This window comes from Bradyrhizobium shewense (genome assembly GCF_900094605.1).
Classification (GTDB): Bacteria; Pseudomonadota; Alphaproteobacteria; order Rhizobiales; family Xanthobacteraceae; genus Bradyrhizobium; species Bradyrhizobium shewense.
On sequence record NZ_FMAI01000004.1, the window covers coordinates 96,154 to 110,221 of the forward strand.

Here is a 14,068-nt window from a genome sequence, read left to right on the forward strand (position 1 = left end):
CATGTGAGTAGCTCAGGTTTTCTCCTGAGATTTCCCATTCACAAGCGAGCATCACATGTCCCTCTACGACGCGGCCGTCCCCGCCTATTTGCAAATGCTGAACAGCCTCACCGGCCTGCTCACCAAAGCCGAGGCACATTGCGCGGCCAGGAAGATCGACCCCAGTGTCCTGCTCGGCTCGCGCCTCTTCCCGGACATGCTGCCGCTGTCGAAGCAGGTCCAGCTCGTCAGCGATTTCGCCGCCAAGGGCTGCGCCCGGCTGACCCATAGCGAGGTGCCCTCGACGCCCGACACCGAAACCAGCTTTACGGAATTGAAGCAGCGGCTGGCCAAGACCATCGACTATGTGAAGTCGTTCAAGCCCGAGCAATTCGAAGGTGCCGAGACCAAGGACGTCACCTTCCCCGCCGGCCCCGACAAATCCATCACCATGAAGGGCCAGCAATTCCTGAGCGCGTTCTCGCTGCCGAACTTCTATTTCCACGCCACGACCGCCCACGGCATTTTGCGCCACAACGGCGTCGAGATCGGCAAGCGGGATTTTATGGGCGCGAACTGATTTGCGAAATTGCACGGCCGTGGCAGTCGTAATCCACTGTCACGGCCAAAATCGCACATGAATTATGCTACGCGGGCCCCGTCGCGTAGCTCGCCTGCACTTTCCGTATGGCTTCTCCCTTGCGCCTGATGTCGCGATGCACAAGTGTTCGGGACCTCACACCCCTGGAAGCATTCCCCATGAGCCGTTCGACCAAATTGTTTGAGACCTACAAGCTCGGCCCGATCACGCTGGCCAATCGTCTCGTCATGGCCCCGCTGACGCGCAACCGCGCGGTGCCCGGTACTTTCGTGCCCGGCGTACTCGCCGCCGACTATTACGGCCAGCGCGCCTCGGCCGGCCTCCTGATCACCGAAGCAAGCCAGGTCTCGCAGCAGGGTCAAGGCTACCAGGACACCCCCGGCATCTATTCGAAGGAGCAGGTGGCCGGCTGGCGCAAGGTCACCGACAAGGTCCATGCGCGCGGCGGCAAGATTTTCATCCAGCTCTGGCATGTCGGCCGCATCTCGCATGTCGACCTGCAGGCGGGTGGCGCAGCCCCGGTGGCACCGAGCGCGATCCGCGCCAAGGGCAAGACCTTCGTGAACGGCGGCTTCGCCGACGTCTCCGAGCCGCGGGCGCTCGAGTTCTCCGAAATCCCCGGGATTATCGACGATTTCAAGCGCGCCACGAAGAACGCGCTGGAGGCCGGCTTCGACGGCGTCGAGATTCACGGCGCCAACGGTTATTTGCTTGAGCAGTTCGCCAAGGACGGCGCCAACAAGCGCACCGATGCCTATGGTGGCTCGATCGAGAACCGCGCGCGGCTGATGCTGGAGGTGTCCAAGGCCGTTGTGGCCGAGGCCGGTGCCGACCGTACCGGCATCCGCATCTCGCCAGTGACGCCGGCCAACGATATCTCGGATTCCAACCCGCAAGCCCTGTACGACCATATCGTCGACGGCCTCAGCGCGCTGAAGCTGGTCTATCTCCATGTCGTCGAGGGCGCCACCGGCGGCCCGCGCGACATCGCGCCGTTCGATTATGCATCCTTGCGCAAGCGCTTTGCCGGCGCCTATGTCGCCAATAACGGCTACGATTTCGATCTCGCCACCAAGGTGCTGGACACCAATGCGGCCGACCTCATCGCCTTCGGCAAACCCTTCATCTCCAACCCCGACCTTGTCGAGCGGCTGAAGCAGGGCGCAGCGCTGAACGACTGGGACAAGAACACGTTCTACGGCGGCAGTGCGAAGGGTTACACGGATTACCCGACGCTGGCGGCCGAGCCGGCGGAGTAAGGGAGCATCCATCCACACAAGCCGCTGTTATGCCCCGCCTAGTGCGCAATTGCGCACGGGGGCGGGGCATCCAGTACGCCGTGACCTCTCGGTTCGATCACAACCGTCTCTGGAATACTGGATTGCCCGCCTTCGCGGGCAATGACATCGAATGTGTGGACGCGCTTGTGCCAGAAGCGCAAAGAAAAAGGCCGGGATCGCTCCCGGCCTTTCGATTTGGTGACGCTACGCGCCGCTTACTTCGCTTCCGCGCGCTTGGGCGGGGTGGCCGGCCACGACTTGATCAGGGTGTCGTAGTCGACGGTCTCGCCCTTCGGCTTCTCGTTGGCGAGCTTGCGCTGCGGAGCAATGGTGCCGTCCTTCTGGGCCTTGGCGAACCAGTATTCGGCCGTCTCCTTCTTGTGCAGCTTCGGACCGCAGGCGCCCTGCACGCCGGACTTCTCCAGGCGCTCCATGACGGAGTCCTGAGCGGCGGCCAGCGCGTCCATCGCCTGCTGCGGGGTCTTCGCACCGGACGACGCATCGCCGATGTTCTGCCACCACAGCTGCGCGAGCTTCGGGTAGTCGGGCACGTTGTTGCCGGTCGGGGTCCACTGCACGCGCGCGGGCGAGCGGTAGAACTCGATCAAGCCGCCGAGCTTCGGCGCACGCTCGGTGAACGACTTGTCCCAGATGTCGGATTCACGGATGAAGGTGAGACCGACATGGCTCTTCTTCAAGCTCACCGACTTCGAGATGATGAACTGGAGATAGAGCCAGGCCGCCTTGCGGCGATCCGCCGGGGTCGACTTCAGCAGCGTCACGGAGCCGGCGTCCTGGTAGCCGAGCTTCATGCCTTCCTTCCAGTACGAACCGTGCGGCGAGGGAGCCATACGCCATTTCGGCGTACCGTCCGCGTTCATCACGGCGATGCCCGGCTTCACCATGTCGGCGGTGAAAGCGGTATACCAGAACATCTGCTGGGCGATGTTACCCTGCGCCGGCACCGGGCCTGCTTCGGAGAACGTCATGCCCTGCGCCTGCGGCGGCGCGTACTTCTTCAGCCACTCGAGGTACTTGGTGATCGAGTAGACCGCGGCCGGACCGTTGGTGTCGCCACCACGCTCCACCGAGGAGCCGACGGGACGGCAGCCTTCCATGCGGATGCCCCATTCGTCGACCGGCAGGCCGTTCGGAATGCCCTTGTCACCGTTGCCGGCCATCGACAGCCAGGCGTCGGTGAAACGCCATCCGAGCGAGGGGTCCTTCTTGCCATAGTCCATATGGCCGTAGACCTTGACGCCGTTGATCTCCTTGATGTCGTTGGTGAAGAACTCGGCGATGTCCTCATAGGCGGACCAGTTCACGGGCACGCCGAGCTCGTAGCCATACTTGGCCTTGAACTTGGCCTTGTAGTCGGCGTTGGTGAACCAGTCGTAGCGGAACCAATAGAGGTTGGCGAACTGCTGGTCGGGCAGCTGATAGAGCTTGCCGTCCGGCCCCGTGGTGAACGACTTGCCGATGAAGTCGTTGACGTCGAGCATGGGATCGGTGACGTCCTTGCCCTCGCCGGTCATGTAGTCCGACAGCACGACGGTCTGGCCGTAGCGGAAATGCGTGCCGATCAGGTCGGAATCGTTGATCCAGCCGTCATAGACGTTCTTGCCGGACTGCATCTGGGTCTGCAGCTTCTCGACGACGTCACCTTCCTGGATGAGGTCGTGCTTGAGCTTGATGCCGGTGAGCTCGGAGAACGCCTTGGCCAGCGTCTGCGACTCATATTCGTGAGTCGTGATGGTCTCGGAGACGACGTTGATCTCCATGCCCTTGAAGGGCTCGGCGGCCTTGGCGAACCACTCCAGCTCTTTCTTCTGGTCTTCCTTCGACAGCGTCGAGGGCGTGAATTCCGCGATCCACTTCTGGATCACGGCGTCGTCGGCGGCGCGGACCGGCGCCGAGACGGCGAACGACACCGCAATGATGGCGGCGGCGCTGGACATGGTCAGAAAGCTATTCTTGGTCAATGGGCCTTTCCTTCTCCTAAACTGTCGCATGTTGTTCCTCCGTTGCAGCGACAAACTTTTATACAGACCCGGATTGCCCCCGGATCTGGCCGTCCCTTCGCGAGCTTCAGACCGTGCGAAAAATGAGCACGGCCGTGACCAGCGAAATTCCACTTGCGAGCCACAGGCGCGAGATTTCAACGCCCTCCTCGCCGATCGGCAGTGTTGCGATCGCATCGGTGCCGAAGAAGCCGATCCAGAGAAGGTGGATGACCGCCGCCGATATCAGCGAGATGAACAGGCGGTCGCCGCGCGTGGTCGGAATTCGGAGCACGCCGACGCGCTCGGCTTCGGGATAGACCGCCGCAAGCCACGTCATCACGGCGAGCGTGCAGGCCAGCGCGGCGAAGAAGATCGCCGTCGGCAGCGTCCAGGCCATCCATGCGATCGATTCCATTGATGCCTCCTTAGACGCGACCGAGCGCAAAACCGCTCGCGATGTAATTGCGGACGAACCAGATCACGAGCGCGCCCGGGATGATGGTGAGCACGCCGGCGGCTGCCAAGAGGCCCCAGTCCATGCCCGATGCCGACACCGTGCGCGTCATGATCGCAGCGATCGGCTTGGCCGACACTGAGGTCAGCGTGCGCGCAAGCAAAAGCTCGACCCAGGAGAACATGAAGCAGAAGAAGGCGGCGACGCCGATGCCGCTCGCGATCAACGGCACCAGGATCTTGATGAAGAAGCGCGGGAAGGAATAGCCGTCGAGGAAGGCAGTCTCATCAATCTCGCGCGGCACGCCGGAAACGAAACCTTCGAGGATCCACACCGCCAGCGGCACGTTGAAGATGCAGTGCGCGAGCGCGACGGCCCAGGGCGTATCGAACAGGCCGATCGCCGAATAGAGATTGAAGAACGGCAGCGCGTAGACCGCGGCCGGCGCCATGCGGTTCGACAGCAGCCAGAAGAACAGATGCTTGTCGCCGAGGAAGCGGTAGCGCGAGAAGGCGTAGGCCGCGGGCAGCGCCACCGAGATCGAGATGATGGTGTTGAGAACGACATATTCCAGCGAGTTGATGTAGCCGGAATACCAGCTCTCGTCGGTGAAGATGCGCTTGTAGTGCTGCAGCGTCGGGGTATGCGGCCACAGCGTCATCGTCGAGACGATCTCGCTGTTGGTCTTGAAGCTCATGTTGACGAGCCAGTAGATCGGCAGCAGCAGGAAGATCAGGAACAGCCCCATGATGAGGCGGCGGCCGGGAATCGAATGCATCAGGCCACTCCTTCCTTTGGCTTGAGCGCGGGCACGGGCTTGAGCGCGGCCGCAGGCTTCGGCTCCGCCGCCGGCTCACTTTCCGCCTGAACCTTCCGTTCGGCGCCGGCATTGGTCATGACGGTGTAGAAGATCCAGCAGACGATCAGGATGATCAGATTGTAGACCAGCGACAGCGCCGCGGCCTTGCCGAGGTCGAACTGGCCGAGCGCGATCTTGACGAGCTCGATCGACACGAAGGTCGTGGAGTTGCCGGGCCCGCCGCCGGTGACGACGAACGGCTCGGTGTAGATCATGAAACTGTCCATGAAGCGCAGCAGCACCGCGATCAGCAAGACGCGATTCATCTTCGGCAGCTGGATCGCCTTGAACACGGCCCAGCGCGAGGCACCGTCGATCTGGGCGGCCTGGTAATAGGCTTCGGGAATCGATTTCAGGCCGGCATAGCAGAGCAGCGCGACGAGGCTGGTCCAGTGCCAGACGTCCATCACGATGACGGTGACCCAGGCGTCGATGTCGTTGGAGACGTAATTGTAGTCGATGCCCGCGGCGTTGAGGACGTAGCCGAGCAGCCCGATGTCGGGACGCCCGAAGATCTGCCAGATCGTGCCGACCACGTTCCACGGAATCAGCAGCGGCAATGCGAGGATCACGAGGCAGGCCGCCACCGTCCAGCCCTCGCGCGGCATCGACAACGCGACGACGATGCCGAGCGGCACCTCGATCGCGAGGATCACCAGCGAGAAGAACAGGTTGCGTCCGAGGGAAGCGAGGAAGCGGCCCCCGAGATCGGTCGAAGGATCGAGCAATTCCTTGAACCAGCCGACGCCGTTCCAGAAGAACTGGTTGTTGCCGAAGGTGTCCTGCATCGAATAGTTCACCACCGTCATCAGCGGCAGCACCGCCGAGAAGGCGACGACCAGGAACACCGGCAGCACCAGGAACCAGGCTTTTTGGTTGACGGTCTTGTCCATCAGGCGGCCCCCTCCACCAGAAGGCTGTCGGCATAGACGTGGACGTGGGACGGATCGAATTTCAGTCCGGCCATGCCATCCGAGCTGGTGAATCCCGCGGGCGCGCGCGCCGCGAGCTTGGCATCGCCGAAGCGGGCGCGCGCAAAACGGATGCGGCCGAGGTCGTCGAGGCGCTCGATCTTCGCGGTGAGCAGGCCGGGCGCGGGGGCCACGACCTCCACGAATTCGGGACGGACGCCGATCTCGATCTTCGCGCCGACAGGCAGATTGTCGTAAGCACGGTTCAGCGCGATGACGTGACCGTCAATGCGCGCCTCGCGCCCCCTCACCTCGGCCGACAGGATGTTCATGCCGGGCGAGCCGATGAAATAGCCGACGAAGGTATGCGCCGGCTTGTCGAACAGCTCAGCAGGTGTACCGCTCTGCACCACGCGGCCGTCATGCATGACGACGACGGTGTCGGCGAAGGTCAGCGCCTCGGTCTGGTCGTGTGTCACGTAGATCATCGTGAGGTCGAGCTCGCGATGCAACGCCTTCAGCTTGGAGCGGAGCTGCCATTTCAGCTCGGGATCGATCACCGTCAGCGGCTCGTCGAACAGCACGGCGGCGACGTCGGAACGGACGAGGCCACGGCCGAGCGAGATCTTCTGCTTGGCGTCGGCCGTGAGCCGCGTCGCCTTGCGGTTCAGATAGGGTTCGAGATCGAGCAGACGGCCGATCTCGGCGACGCGCTTGTCGATTTCGGCCTTCGGCACGCCGCGGTTCTTCAGCGGAAACGCCAAATTCTGTCCGACCGTCATGGTGTCGTAGATCACCGGAAACTGGAACACCTGGGCGATGTTGCGCTTCTGGGTTGACAGAGGCGTGATGTCCTTGCCGTCGAACAGGATTTGGCCCCGCGACGGCGTGATGATGCCGGAGATGACGTTGAGCAGCGTGGTCTTGCCGCAACCGGACGGACCAAGCAGCGCATATGCGCCGCCCTGCCGCCAGGTCATGGTCACCGGCTTCAGCGCAAAACTGTCCTGCGGCGCATCGTTGCCGCCGTAGGAATGGGCGAGATCGACGAGGTCAATGCGGGCCATGGCGCATCCCCTCCTACGATCCAGGTGCTGCGACCAGCCGGTCGGCAGCATCAAAGACAAAAACGTCGTTGGGATCGAGCACGGCGTCGAGCGTCTGGCCAGGCTCGAACTCGTGCACGCCGTGCAGCACCGCCACCCAGTTCGATCCTTCGCGGGTCAGATGCACGAAACTCTCCGAACCGGTGATCTCGGTCACCGTGACAGTGGCATGGAAGGCATGGCGATCAGCCTCGCCATTGGCGAGCGCGAGCTGATGCGCGCGAAAACCGACGCGATAGGCGCCGTCGGCCAGCGACGAATAGAGCCCTGAGGCCGGCGAGGCGGTGCCGCCGGCATAAGCGACCTGCCCGTTCTTCTTCTCGATACCGACGAGATTGAGCGGCGGGTCGGAAAACACCTGGGCGACGCGCAGCGTCTGCGGCCGGCGGTAGACATTGGCGGTCTCGCCGATCTGGAGCGCCTGGCCTTCCCACATGCATACCGTGTTGCCGCCGAGCAGCAGCGCCTCGGTCGGCTCGGTGGTGGCATAGACGAAGATCGCGCCCGAGGCCTCGAAGATGCGCGGCAGCTCGGCGCGCAGCTCCTCGCGGAGCTTGTAATCGAGGTTGGCGAGCGGCTCGTCGAGCAGCACGAGATCGGCGCCCTTGACCAGCGCGCGCGCGATCGCGGTGCGCTGCTGCTGGCCGCCGGAGAGCTGGAGCGGCGTACGCTTCAGGAAGGGCTCGAGCCGCAGCAGTTTTGCGGCCTCCGCCACCCGCGTCTCGATCTCGTCGCGCGCCTTGCCCTGCACGCGCAGGGGCGAGGCGATGTTCTCGTAGACCGTGAGCGAGGGGTAGTTGATGAACTGCTGATAGACCATCGCGACCGAACGCTGGCGCACGTCGGCGCCGGTAACGTCCTTGCCGTTGACCAGCACCTTGCCCGAGGTGGGCTTGTCGAGGCCGGCGAGCAGCCGCATGATCGAGGTCTTGCCCGACAGCGTCGGCCCGAGCAGCACGTTCAGCGTGCCGCTCTCGAGCGTCAGCGAGACGTCGCGGATATGCTGGACCCCCTCGACGGTTCGGGTCACGTGATCGAGCGTCACGGTCATGAGCGTCCTCCCGCTTCCAGCAGAGGACTTTGCGGCACGGCGTGGGTCCTGATCCAGTCGTCAAGCGCAGCAATCTCATCGGCAGATAGTCGCAGGCCGAGCTTGGAACGGCGCCAGACGACGTCCTCGGCGGTCACGGCCCATTCGTTGGCCATGAGGTAGCGGACCTCGCGCTCGGTCAGCGTCGCGCCAAAGCTCTGGCCGAGATCGGCCGATGATTTGGCGTCGCCAAGCAGCTTGATGGCCTTGGTGCCATAGGCGCGCGCGAGCCGCCTGGCGTGCTCGTGGCTGAGGAAGGGATAACCGCGCTGCAGCTCGGCGATCAGGCCGTCGATGTCGGACACATTCATGTCGCCGCCGGGCAGCGGCCATTTGCCGGTCCACCCCTCCCGTGCTTTTGCACTGCGAAGATAGGGCGCGAGCCGCTCCAGCGCTTCCTCGGCGAGGCGGCGATAGGTGGTGATCTTGCCGCCATAGATCGACAGCAGCGGCACGCCGCCGGGCGTGTCGAGCTCGAACACGTAGTCGCGCGTCGCGGCCTTGGCTTCGCTGGCGCCGTCGTCATAGAGCGGCCGCACGCCGGAATAGGTCCAGACCACGTCGTCCGGGGTCACGGGCTTCGCCAGATATTCGCTCGCCGCGGTGCAGAGATACTGGATCTCCTCCGCCGTCGCCTTCACCTTGGCGGGATCGCCGTCATAATCGCGATCCGTGGTGCCGATCAGCGTGAAATCGTCCTGGTACGGGATCACGAAGATGATGCGGCCGTCGGCATTCTGGAACATGTAGGCGCGGTCGTGGTCGTAGAGCTTCCTGACCACGATGTGCGAGCCCTGCACCAGGCGCACCTTGGCTTTCGCGTTGACGCCGGCGCCGCGGCCGAGCACGTCCTCGACCCAGGGGCCGCCGGCGTTGACCAGAGCCTTTGCCTGGACCTGCGAGCGCTCACCGGTCAGCGTGTTGACCATGCTCACCGTCCAGAGGCCGTCGGACTGCTTGATATCCGTTGCGCGGGTGCGGGTGCGGATCTCGGCACCCTTGTCGGCGGCATCGCGCGCATTGAGCACGACGAGGCGGGCGTCATCGACGAAACAGTCGGAATATTCAAAGGCGCGAGAGTAGCGATTCGGGATCAGCGGCTTGCCGACCTCGTCACGCCGCAGATCGACCGAGCGGGTCGCCGGCAACAGATGGCGGCCGCCGATGTGGTCATAGAGGAAGAGGCCGAGCCGCAGCAGCCAGGCAGGGCGCAGGCCGGCGTGATGGGGCAAAACGAAACGCAGCGGACGGATGATGTGGGGCCCGATGCCCCAGAGGATCTCGCGCTCGATCAGCGCCTCGCGAACGAGGCGAAACTCGTAATATTCGAGATAACGCAGGCCGCCATGCACCAGCTTGGTCGACCAGGACGACGTCCCGCTCGCCAAATCGTTCATTTCGCACAGGAAAACCGTGTTGCCGCGGCCCACCGCGTCGCGCGCGATGCCGCAGCCATTAACACCGCCTCCAATGATGGCGAGGTCGAAAATACGCTCCAACAGACGCATCCCCCGGCGACCGCTCGTTCCGTCGAGCGGCTACTTTCGTTTTTTGATTAGATCACACCGAAAAACGAAAGCAAGACGAAAGAGAGGAGGAAAAGAAATGAAAGCAAAACTTTTTCAGCGCCAATGCGGCGGAGAAATCAGCAGGAGAACGGACAAGTTTTGAGGCGGACGGCTCGACTGATCGGCACAGGGGGCGCACCGCACCGCTTCAGCTGATCGAAAACTTGAATGTAGCAACATGCCTACATATAATTTACCTCATCGCAGGCGAGGAGGCGCGAACGATGGTCACCACCCTGACCAGCCGAGAGTTCAATCAGGATACGAGCGGCGCCAAGAAAGCAGCATCAAAGGGGCCCGTCTTCATCACCGACCGCGGCCGTCCAGCCCATGTCCTGCTGAGCATCGAAGATTATCTGCGCCTGAGCGGTGGGCACATGAGCCTTGCCGAAGCTTTGGCACAGGCGAACGCGGACTTCGATTTCGATCCGCCTCGCGTCAGCGGCGGAATCTCCAGGCCAGCCGATCTCGACTGATGTTTCTGCTGGACACCAACGTCATTTCCGAACTGAGGCGGCCGGATAAGGCTGATCGCAACGTGCTTGCTTGGGCCAATACAGCGCCCGCGGCGAATTTCTTCATGTCCGCCATCTCGATTCTCGAAATTGAACTTGGCGCGCGCCTGATCGAGCGCAAAGACGCGGTGCAAGGTGCTGTCCTGCGCGCCTGGATCAACGATCACATTCTGGCCCGCTTCGAAGGGCGGATCCTGGCCATCGATACGGCCGTGGCGCAGCGTTGTGCCCAACTGCACGTTCCCAATCCGCGGGCCGAACGCGACGCCCTTATTGCAGCCACCGCGCTTGTCCACGGCCTGACCGTCGTTACGCGCAATGTGGGGGATTTTGAACCTACGGGCGTGCCACTGCTCAATCCGTGGAGCAGTACATAAGCCTCAGCGAAGCCGCACCACCGGCGCGGCTTCTGGTGCCGCATCCTGGGTATCGGCCGGCACATCGTCGATGTCCGCCCCCTTCGGCATCGCCGCCATCACCTCGATGCCCTTGCTATGGCAGATGGTGGCGAGGCGCTCGGGAAGCTCCTGGTCGGTGACGAAGGTCTGGATCTGGGTCATGTGGGCGATGCGCACCGGCGCGCTGCGGCGGAGCTTTGTGGAATCGGCAACCAGCATCACGCTGCGGGCATTGGCGATGATCGCCTGCGCCACCTGCACCTCGCGATAGTCGAAGTCGAGCAGCGCCCCCTCTTCGTCGATCGCGGACGCGCCGATGATGGCGTAGTCGACCTTGAACTGGCCGATCAGCTGCGTCGCGGTGGAGCCGACCACGGCGCCGTCGGCACGCCGGACCGTGCCGCCGGCGACCACCACCTCGATGCGGGGATGGCGGTAGAGCAGCATCGCGACGTTGAGATTGTTGGTGATGACGAGGAGGTCCTCATGCGAGGTCAGCGCGCTCGCAACCTCCTCCGTCGTGGTGCCGATGTTGATGAAGAGCGAGCATCCGTTCGGGATCAGCGAGGCGGCCGCGGCTCCGATCGCCTTCTTTTCGTCGGCGGCGACGAAGCGCCTTGCCTCATAAGCGAGGTTTTCGACGCCGGAAGCGATGATGGCGCCGCCATGGATGCGCGTCAGCGATCTCCGCTCGCAGAGGTCGTTGAGATCCTTGCGGATGGTCTGCGCCGAGACTTCGAAGCGGCGCGCGAGCTCCTCGACCATGACGCGGCCCGAGGCCCGCGCGATGTTGAGGATTTCGGCTTGGCGATGGGTCAATCCGGTCACGGCAAGGGCCTCAAATCAGGAGAATGCATGGTGCGGCGGTTCGCGCCTTCGGTCAATGCGCGCGCCGATCACGGTTAACTTATGCGGCCCGTCACCACGCCATGGTGCTCGCGAGACGCGCGAGCAGCTCCGGATCGTCGAAGGCGCTGGCGGACGCGACTGCGCCGGCTGCAACCAGGTCAGCATGGCTGAGGCTGGTCCGGACGCCGATGGTCGGAATGCCGGCCGCCGTGGCCGATTGCACGCCGGTACGGGAGTCCTCGAATGCGATCGAGGCCTCTGCGCTCGCGCCGACGAAACGCAGCCCTTCCTGATAGGGCAGCGGATGCGGCTTGCCGTGCGGCAGCTCGGCGCCGATCACGAGCGCCTTGAAACGATGCGATATGCCAAGGCCTGAGAGCAGCAGCTCGGCATTGAGACGCGGCGCATTGGTCACGGCCACCATGGGAACGCCGGCGGCGTCCGCCCGGTCGAGCAGCGCCATCAGGCCCGGCAGCGGCTCGATCTGCCCGGCCACGAGTGCGCGGAAGACCTCCTCCTTCTCATCGAGGATCGAGGCGCGCCGTTCCGGCGCCTCGTCAGGCAGGAATCGCTCACCGATCGCGACATTGGCGAAACCTTGCAGCTCTCTGGAGAACCGCGCGTGATCGAAGACGTGGCCGCGAGGGCCGAGCACCTGGTTGAACGCCCTCAAGTGCAGCGGGTCGGTGTCGGCCAGCGTGCCATCGATGTCGAACAGCAAAGCCCTGCCCATCGCTTCCGTTTTGGCTTCGATCATTTCCGTACTTTCCCAAATCCACGGCGCATTGATGCGCGAGACGTATCAATATGGCTTCGACCGCGCAATGACGCATGCTGATGACGACGACGTGACACTCGACAAAGCCGCGCGCGGCTGCAACACTCGCCGCAAGATCAAAAAGGAGGAAACGATGACGATCAACCGACGCGATCTGGCTCTCTCGACTCTTGCCGTCTCCGCGCTTGCGCTCACGACATCGGCGCTCGCCGCTTCGGCGGACGAGGACGCCGTGGCGAAGAAGGTCGAGGCCTTCCGCCTCGCCCAGATCGCGGCCGATCCGAAGGCGCTCGGCGCACTGTGCTGGGACGATCTCAGCTACAGCCATTCCAGCGGCAAGGTCGAGGACAAGGCGACCTTCATCGCCAACGCCACCGACGGCAAGTCGAAATTCCTGTCGATCGACTACAAGGACCCCACCATCAAGGTCGTCGGTCCTGCAGCGATCGTGCGCTTCCACTGGCTGGGCGAACAGGAGATGGCAGCCGACGGGAAGAAAGTATCGACCAACCTCCACATCCTGATGAACTGGCAGAAGCAGGGCGACGAGTGGAAGCTCCTGTCGCGGGCAGCAACGAAGTTGTGATCAACGACGTCATTTTGGCTCGCGCCGAAAGGCGCGGGCTACGGTGAGCAATTGCGCAGCTGAGAATCCATTCATCGGCATTCTCTGTGGCAAGATGGATTCCGGGCTCGCGCTTCGCGCCCCGGAATGACGCGTACGGCTCTTCGCGCCACCTTCTCCCGCAAGGGGAGAAGGAAGAAAACAGCAGTATCAAGGGCTGCAAAAAATTCCGACCACGCATTGCGTGTCAGAAATCACCAGCAGACGCTTTACGCCGCTTCCTTCACATAACCGTTCACCAGCTTGCGCGCGGCGCGTTCGGCTTCGCGGGCGTTGCGGAAGAGCTGGCCTTCGAGACGGTTGAATCGGTGGGACGAGGCAAAGAAGCAATAGCCTCCCGAAGAACGAACGACGATACCTGCGGTCTGCGAATTGACTTCGATGATGTAGCTGTCCGGCATGGTCCGTGGATTCCTCAGTGCGGGCAAATAACGGCACTCCTGCCCAAAGGTTCCCAGGCATTTTGAGGCCGTTTTCACCCCGAATCGACACGCAATTGAGTACGCCGAGACCTCATCCGTTTTATGACTGGTTCTTGGCGAAGCCGCGACGCGATGACTCACGCGCGCCGCGTTTGGCGACGCCGCGCCCCTGAGGCAGAGCGTCGCGCGCGATTACGTCGCGATCGTCGTGTCGGTCGAGCGAACCGCTTGCGGGCGGCCGTGCTCGTCGATCGAGACGTAGGTGAAGTTGCCGTCGGTGACGAGGAAGGGATGCTCCTCCCCGCGGCGCAGCGCCCACGCTTCCAGATGCACGGTGAGCGAGGTGCGGCCCACGCGTACGAGATTGGCGTAGACCGACACGAGATCGCCGACATAGACCGCCTTGCGAAAATTCATTGCCTCGATCGCAACCGTCACGGTGCGCGACTTCGCCGCCTTTGACGCAAACACGCCGCCGCCGACATCCATCTGGCTCAGCAGCCAGCCGCCGAAGATATCGCCATTCGCATTGGTGTCGGCGGGCATCGCCAGCGTGCGGATGCAGAGATCGCCGCTCGGCCCGGTGTCGGGGTTGATAGGGGCGTGGACGTGCGTGTCGGTCATATGGTT

16 protein-coding genes are annotated in these 14,068 nt (G+C 63.3%); 5 read left to right on the plus strand and 11 right to left on the minus strand.

Features of this window, described 5'->3' with window-relative positions:
• Window positions 1-55: 55 nt before the first annotated feature.
• Entirely contained in the window at window positions 56-559 is a 504-nt protein-coding gene (locus GA0061098_RS09635; RefSeq protein WP_091956111.1) for a DUF1993 domain-containing protein, read from the plus strand.
• 179 nt (window positions 560-738) lie between these two features.
• Entirely contained in the window at window positions 739-1,839 is a 1,101-nt protein-coding gene (locus tag GA0061098_RS09640; RefSeq protein ID WP_091956112.1) for an alkene reductase, read from the plus strand.
• 236 nt (window positions 1,840-2,075) lie between these two features.
• On the opposite strand, the gene GA0061098_RS09645 is transcribed toward GA0061098_RS09640, so the two are convergent.
• The 7 genes from GA0061098_RS09645 to glpD all read right to left on the minus strand — a co-directional run bounded on the left by GA0061098_RS09645 (window position 2,076) and on the right by glpD (window position 9,791).
• Entirely contained in the window at window positions 2,076-3,818 is a 1,743-nt protein-coding gene (locus tag GA0061098_RS09645; protein ID WP_026202903.1) for an ABC transporter substrate-binding protein, read from the minus strand.
• 130 nt (window positions 3,819-3,948) lie between these two features.
• Window positions 3,949-4,278, minus strand: coding sequence for a DUF2160 domain-containing protein (locus GA0061098_RS09650; protein WP_018323269.1), 330 nt, complete (start codon window positions 4,276-4,278; stop codon window positions 3,949-3,951).
• Between the two features lie 10 nt (window positions 4,279-4,288).
• Window positions 4,289-5,095: a carbohydrate ABC transporter permease gene (locus GA0061098_RS09655; protein WP_018323268.1), complete on the minus strand. Its 807-nt coding sequence runs from the start codon at window positions 5,093-5,095 to the stop codon at window positions 4,289-4,291.
• Entirely contained in the window at window positions 5,095-6,069 is a 975-nt protein-coding gene (locus tag GA0061098_RS09660; protein WP_091956114.1) for a carbohydrate ABC transporter permease, read from the minus strand. Before GA0061098_RS09660 ends, GA0061098_RS09655 begins: the two co-directional genes overlap by 1 nt.
• Window positions 6,069-7,154: an ABC transporter ATP-binding protein gene (locus tag GA0061098_RS09665; RefSeq protein WP_091956115.1), complete on the minus strand. Its 1,086-nt coding sequence runs from the start codon at window positions 7,152-7,154 to the stop codon at window positions 6,069-6,071. Before GA0061098_RS09665 ends, GA0061098_RS09660 begins: the two co-directional genes overlap by 1 nt.
• A 13-nt stretch (window positions 7,155-7,167) precedes the next feature.
• Complete coding sequence (locus tag GA0061098_RS09670) at window positions 7,168-8,244, minus strand: ABC transporter ATP-binding protein (RefSeq protein WP_091956116.1); 1,077 nt, start codon at window positions 8,242-8,244, stop codon at window positions 7,168-7,170.
• Window positions 8,241-9,791 (minus strand): glycerol-3-phosphate dehydrogenase, encoded by a 1,551-nt coding sequence (gene glpD, locus GA0061098_RS09675; RefSeq protein ID WP_028141740.1) that lies wholly within the window; start codon window positions 9,789-9,791, stop codon window positions 8,241-8,243. Before glpD ends, GA0061098_RS09670 begins: the two co-directional genes overlap by 4 nt.
• 284 nt (window positions 9,792-10,075) lie before the next feature.
• On the opposite strand from glpD, the gene GA0061098_RS09680 reads away from it, so the two are divergent.
• On the plus strand, window positions 10,076-10,327 hold the full coding sequence (locus GA0061098_RS09680; protein WP_091956117.1) for a type II toxin-antitoxin system Phd/YefM family antitoxin: 252 nt from the start codon (window positions 10,076-10,078) through the stop codon (window positions 10,325-10,327).
• Window positions 10,327-10,743 carry a type II toxin-antitoxin system VapC family toxin gene (locus tag GA0061098_RS09685; protein ID WP_091956118.1) on the plus strand — a complete coding sequence of 139 codons (417 nt, stop codon included), beginning with the start codon at window positions 10,327-10,329 and terminating at the stop codon, window positions 10,741-10,743. The genes GA0061098_RS09680 and GA0061098_RS09685 overlap by 1 nt, the downstream gene beginning before the upstream one ends.
• A gap of 3 nt (window positions 10,744-10,746) precedes the next feature.
• On the opposite strand, the gene GA0061098_RS09690 is transcribed toward GA0061098_RS09685, so the two are convergent.
• Both GA0061098_RS09690 and GA0061098_RS09695 read right to left on the minus strand, forming a co-directional pair.
• Window positions 10,747-11,592 carry a DeoR/GlpR family DNA-binding transcription regulator gene (locus GA0061098_RS09690; protein WP_091956119.1) on the minus strand — a complete coding sequence of 282 codons (846 nt, stop codon included), beginning with the start codon at window positions 11,590-11,592 and terminating at the stop codon, window positions 10,747-10,749.
• Window positions 11,593-11,683: 91 nt separating this feature from the next.
• Window positions 11,684-12,370 carry an HAD family hydrolase gene (locus GA0061098_RS09695; protein WP_091956120.1) on the minus strand — a complete coding sequence of 229 codons (687 nt, stop codon included), beginning with the start codon at window positions 12,368-12,370 and terminating at the stop codon, window positions 11,684-11,686.
• A 154-nt stretch (window positions 12,371-12,524) separates the two neighbouring features.
• On the opposite strand from GA0061098_RS09695, the gene GA0061098_RS09700 reads away from it, so the two are divergent.
• A complete protein-coding gene (locus tag GA0061098_RS09700; RefSeq protein WP_091956352.1) occupies window positions 12,525-12,977 on the plus strand; it encodes a nuclear transport factor 2 family protein in 453 nt (150 codons plus the stop codon).
• A gap of 248 nt (window positions 12,978-13,225) precedes the next feature.
• Here GA0061098_RS09700 and GA0061098_RS09705 read toward each other — a convergent pair whose 3' ends face one another.
• Complete coding sequence (locus tag GA0061098_RS09705) at window positions 13,226-13,417, minus strand: hypothetical protein (protein WP_091956121.1); 192 nt, start codon at window positions 13,415-13,417, stop codon at window positions 13,226-13,228.
• A 213-nt stretch (window positions 13,418-13,630) separates the two neighbouring features.
• Entirely contained in the window at window positions 13,631-14,062 is a 432-nt protein-coding gene (locus tag GA0061098_RS09710; RefSeq protein WP_091956353.1) for an acyl-CoA thioesterase, read from the minus strand.
• Between the last annotated feature and the right edge of the window lie 6 nt (window positions 14,063-14,068).

Bases quoted from the DNA above. Each gene is read 5' to 3' on its own strand.
- GA0061098_RS09665 (WP_091956115.1), bottom strand. From the start codon at position 7,154: ATGGCCCGCATTGACCTCGTCGATCTCGCCCATTCCTACGGCGGCAAC.
- GA0061098_RS09670 (WP_091956116.1), bottom strand. From the start codon at position 8,244: ATGACCGTGACGCTCGATCACGTGACCCGAACCGTCGAGGGGGTCCAG.
- glpD (WP_028141740.1), bottom strand. From the start codon at position 9,791: ATGCGTCTGTTGGAGCGTATTTTCGACCTCGCCATCATTGGAGGCGGT.
- GA0061098_RS09705 (WP_091956121.1), bottom strand. From the start codon at position 13,417: ATGCCGGACAGCTACATCATCGAAGTCAATTCGCAGACCGCAGGTATC.
- GA0061098_RS09650 (WP_018323269.1), bottom strand. From the start codon at position 4,278: ATGGAATCGATCGCATGGATGGCCTGGACGCTGCCGACGGCGATCTTC.
- GA0061098_RS09655 (WP_018323268.1), bottom strand. From the start codon at position 5,095: ATGCATTCGATTCCCGGCCGCCGCCTCATCATGGGGCTGTTCCTGATC.
- GA0061098_RS09640 (WP_091956112.1), top strand. From the start codon at position 739: ATGAGCCGTTCGACCAAATTGTTTGAGACCTACAAGCTCGGCCCGATC.
- GA0061098_RS09695 (WP_091956120.1), bottom strand. From the start codon at position 12,370: ATGATCGAAGCCAAAACGGAAGCGATGGGCAGGGCTTTGCTGTTCGAC.
- GA0061098_RS09635 (WP_091956111.1), top strand. From the start codon at position 56: ATGTCCCTCTACGACGCGGCCGTCCCCGCCTATTTGCAAATGCTGAAC.
- GA0061098_RS09685 (WP_091956118.1), top strand. From the start codon at position 10,327: ATGTTTCTGCTGGACACCAACGTCATTTCCGAACTGAGGCGGCCGGAT.
- GA0061098_RS09680 (WP_091956117.1), top strand. From the start codon at position 10,076: ATGGTCACCACCCTGACCAGCCGAGAGTTCAATCAGGATACGAGCGGC.
- GA0061098_RS09700 (WP_091956352.1), top strand. From the start codon at position 12,525: ATGACGATCAACCGACGCGATCTGGCTCTCTCGACTCTTGCCGTCTCC.
- GA0061098_RS09660 (WP_091956114.1), bottom strand. From the start codon at position 6,069: ATGGACAAGACCGTCAACCAAAAAGCCTGGTTCCTGGTGCTGCCGGTG.
- GA0061098_RS09645 (WP_026202903.1), bottom strand. From the start codon at position 3,818: ATGTCCAGCGCCGCCGCCATCATTGCGGTGTCGTTCGCCGTCTCGGCG.
- GA0061098_RS09710 (WP_091956353.1), bottom strand. From the start codon at position 14,062: ATGACCGACACGCACGTCCACGCCCCTATCAACCCCGACACCGGGCCG.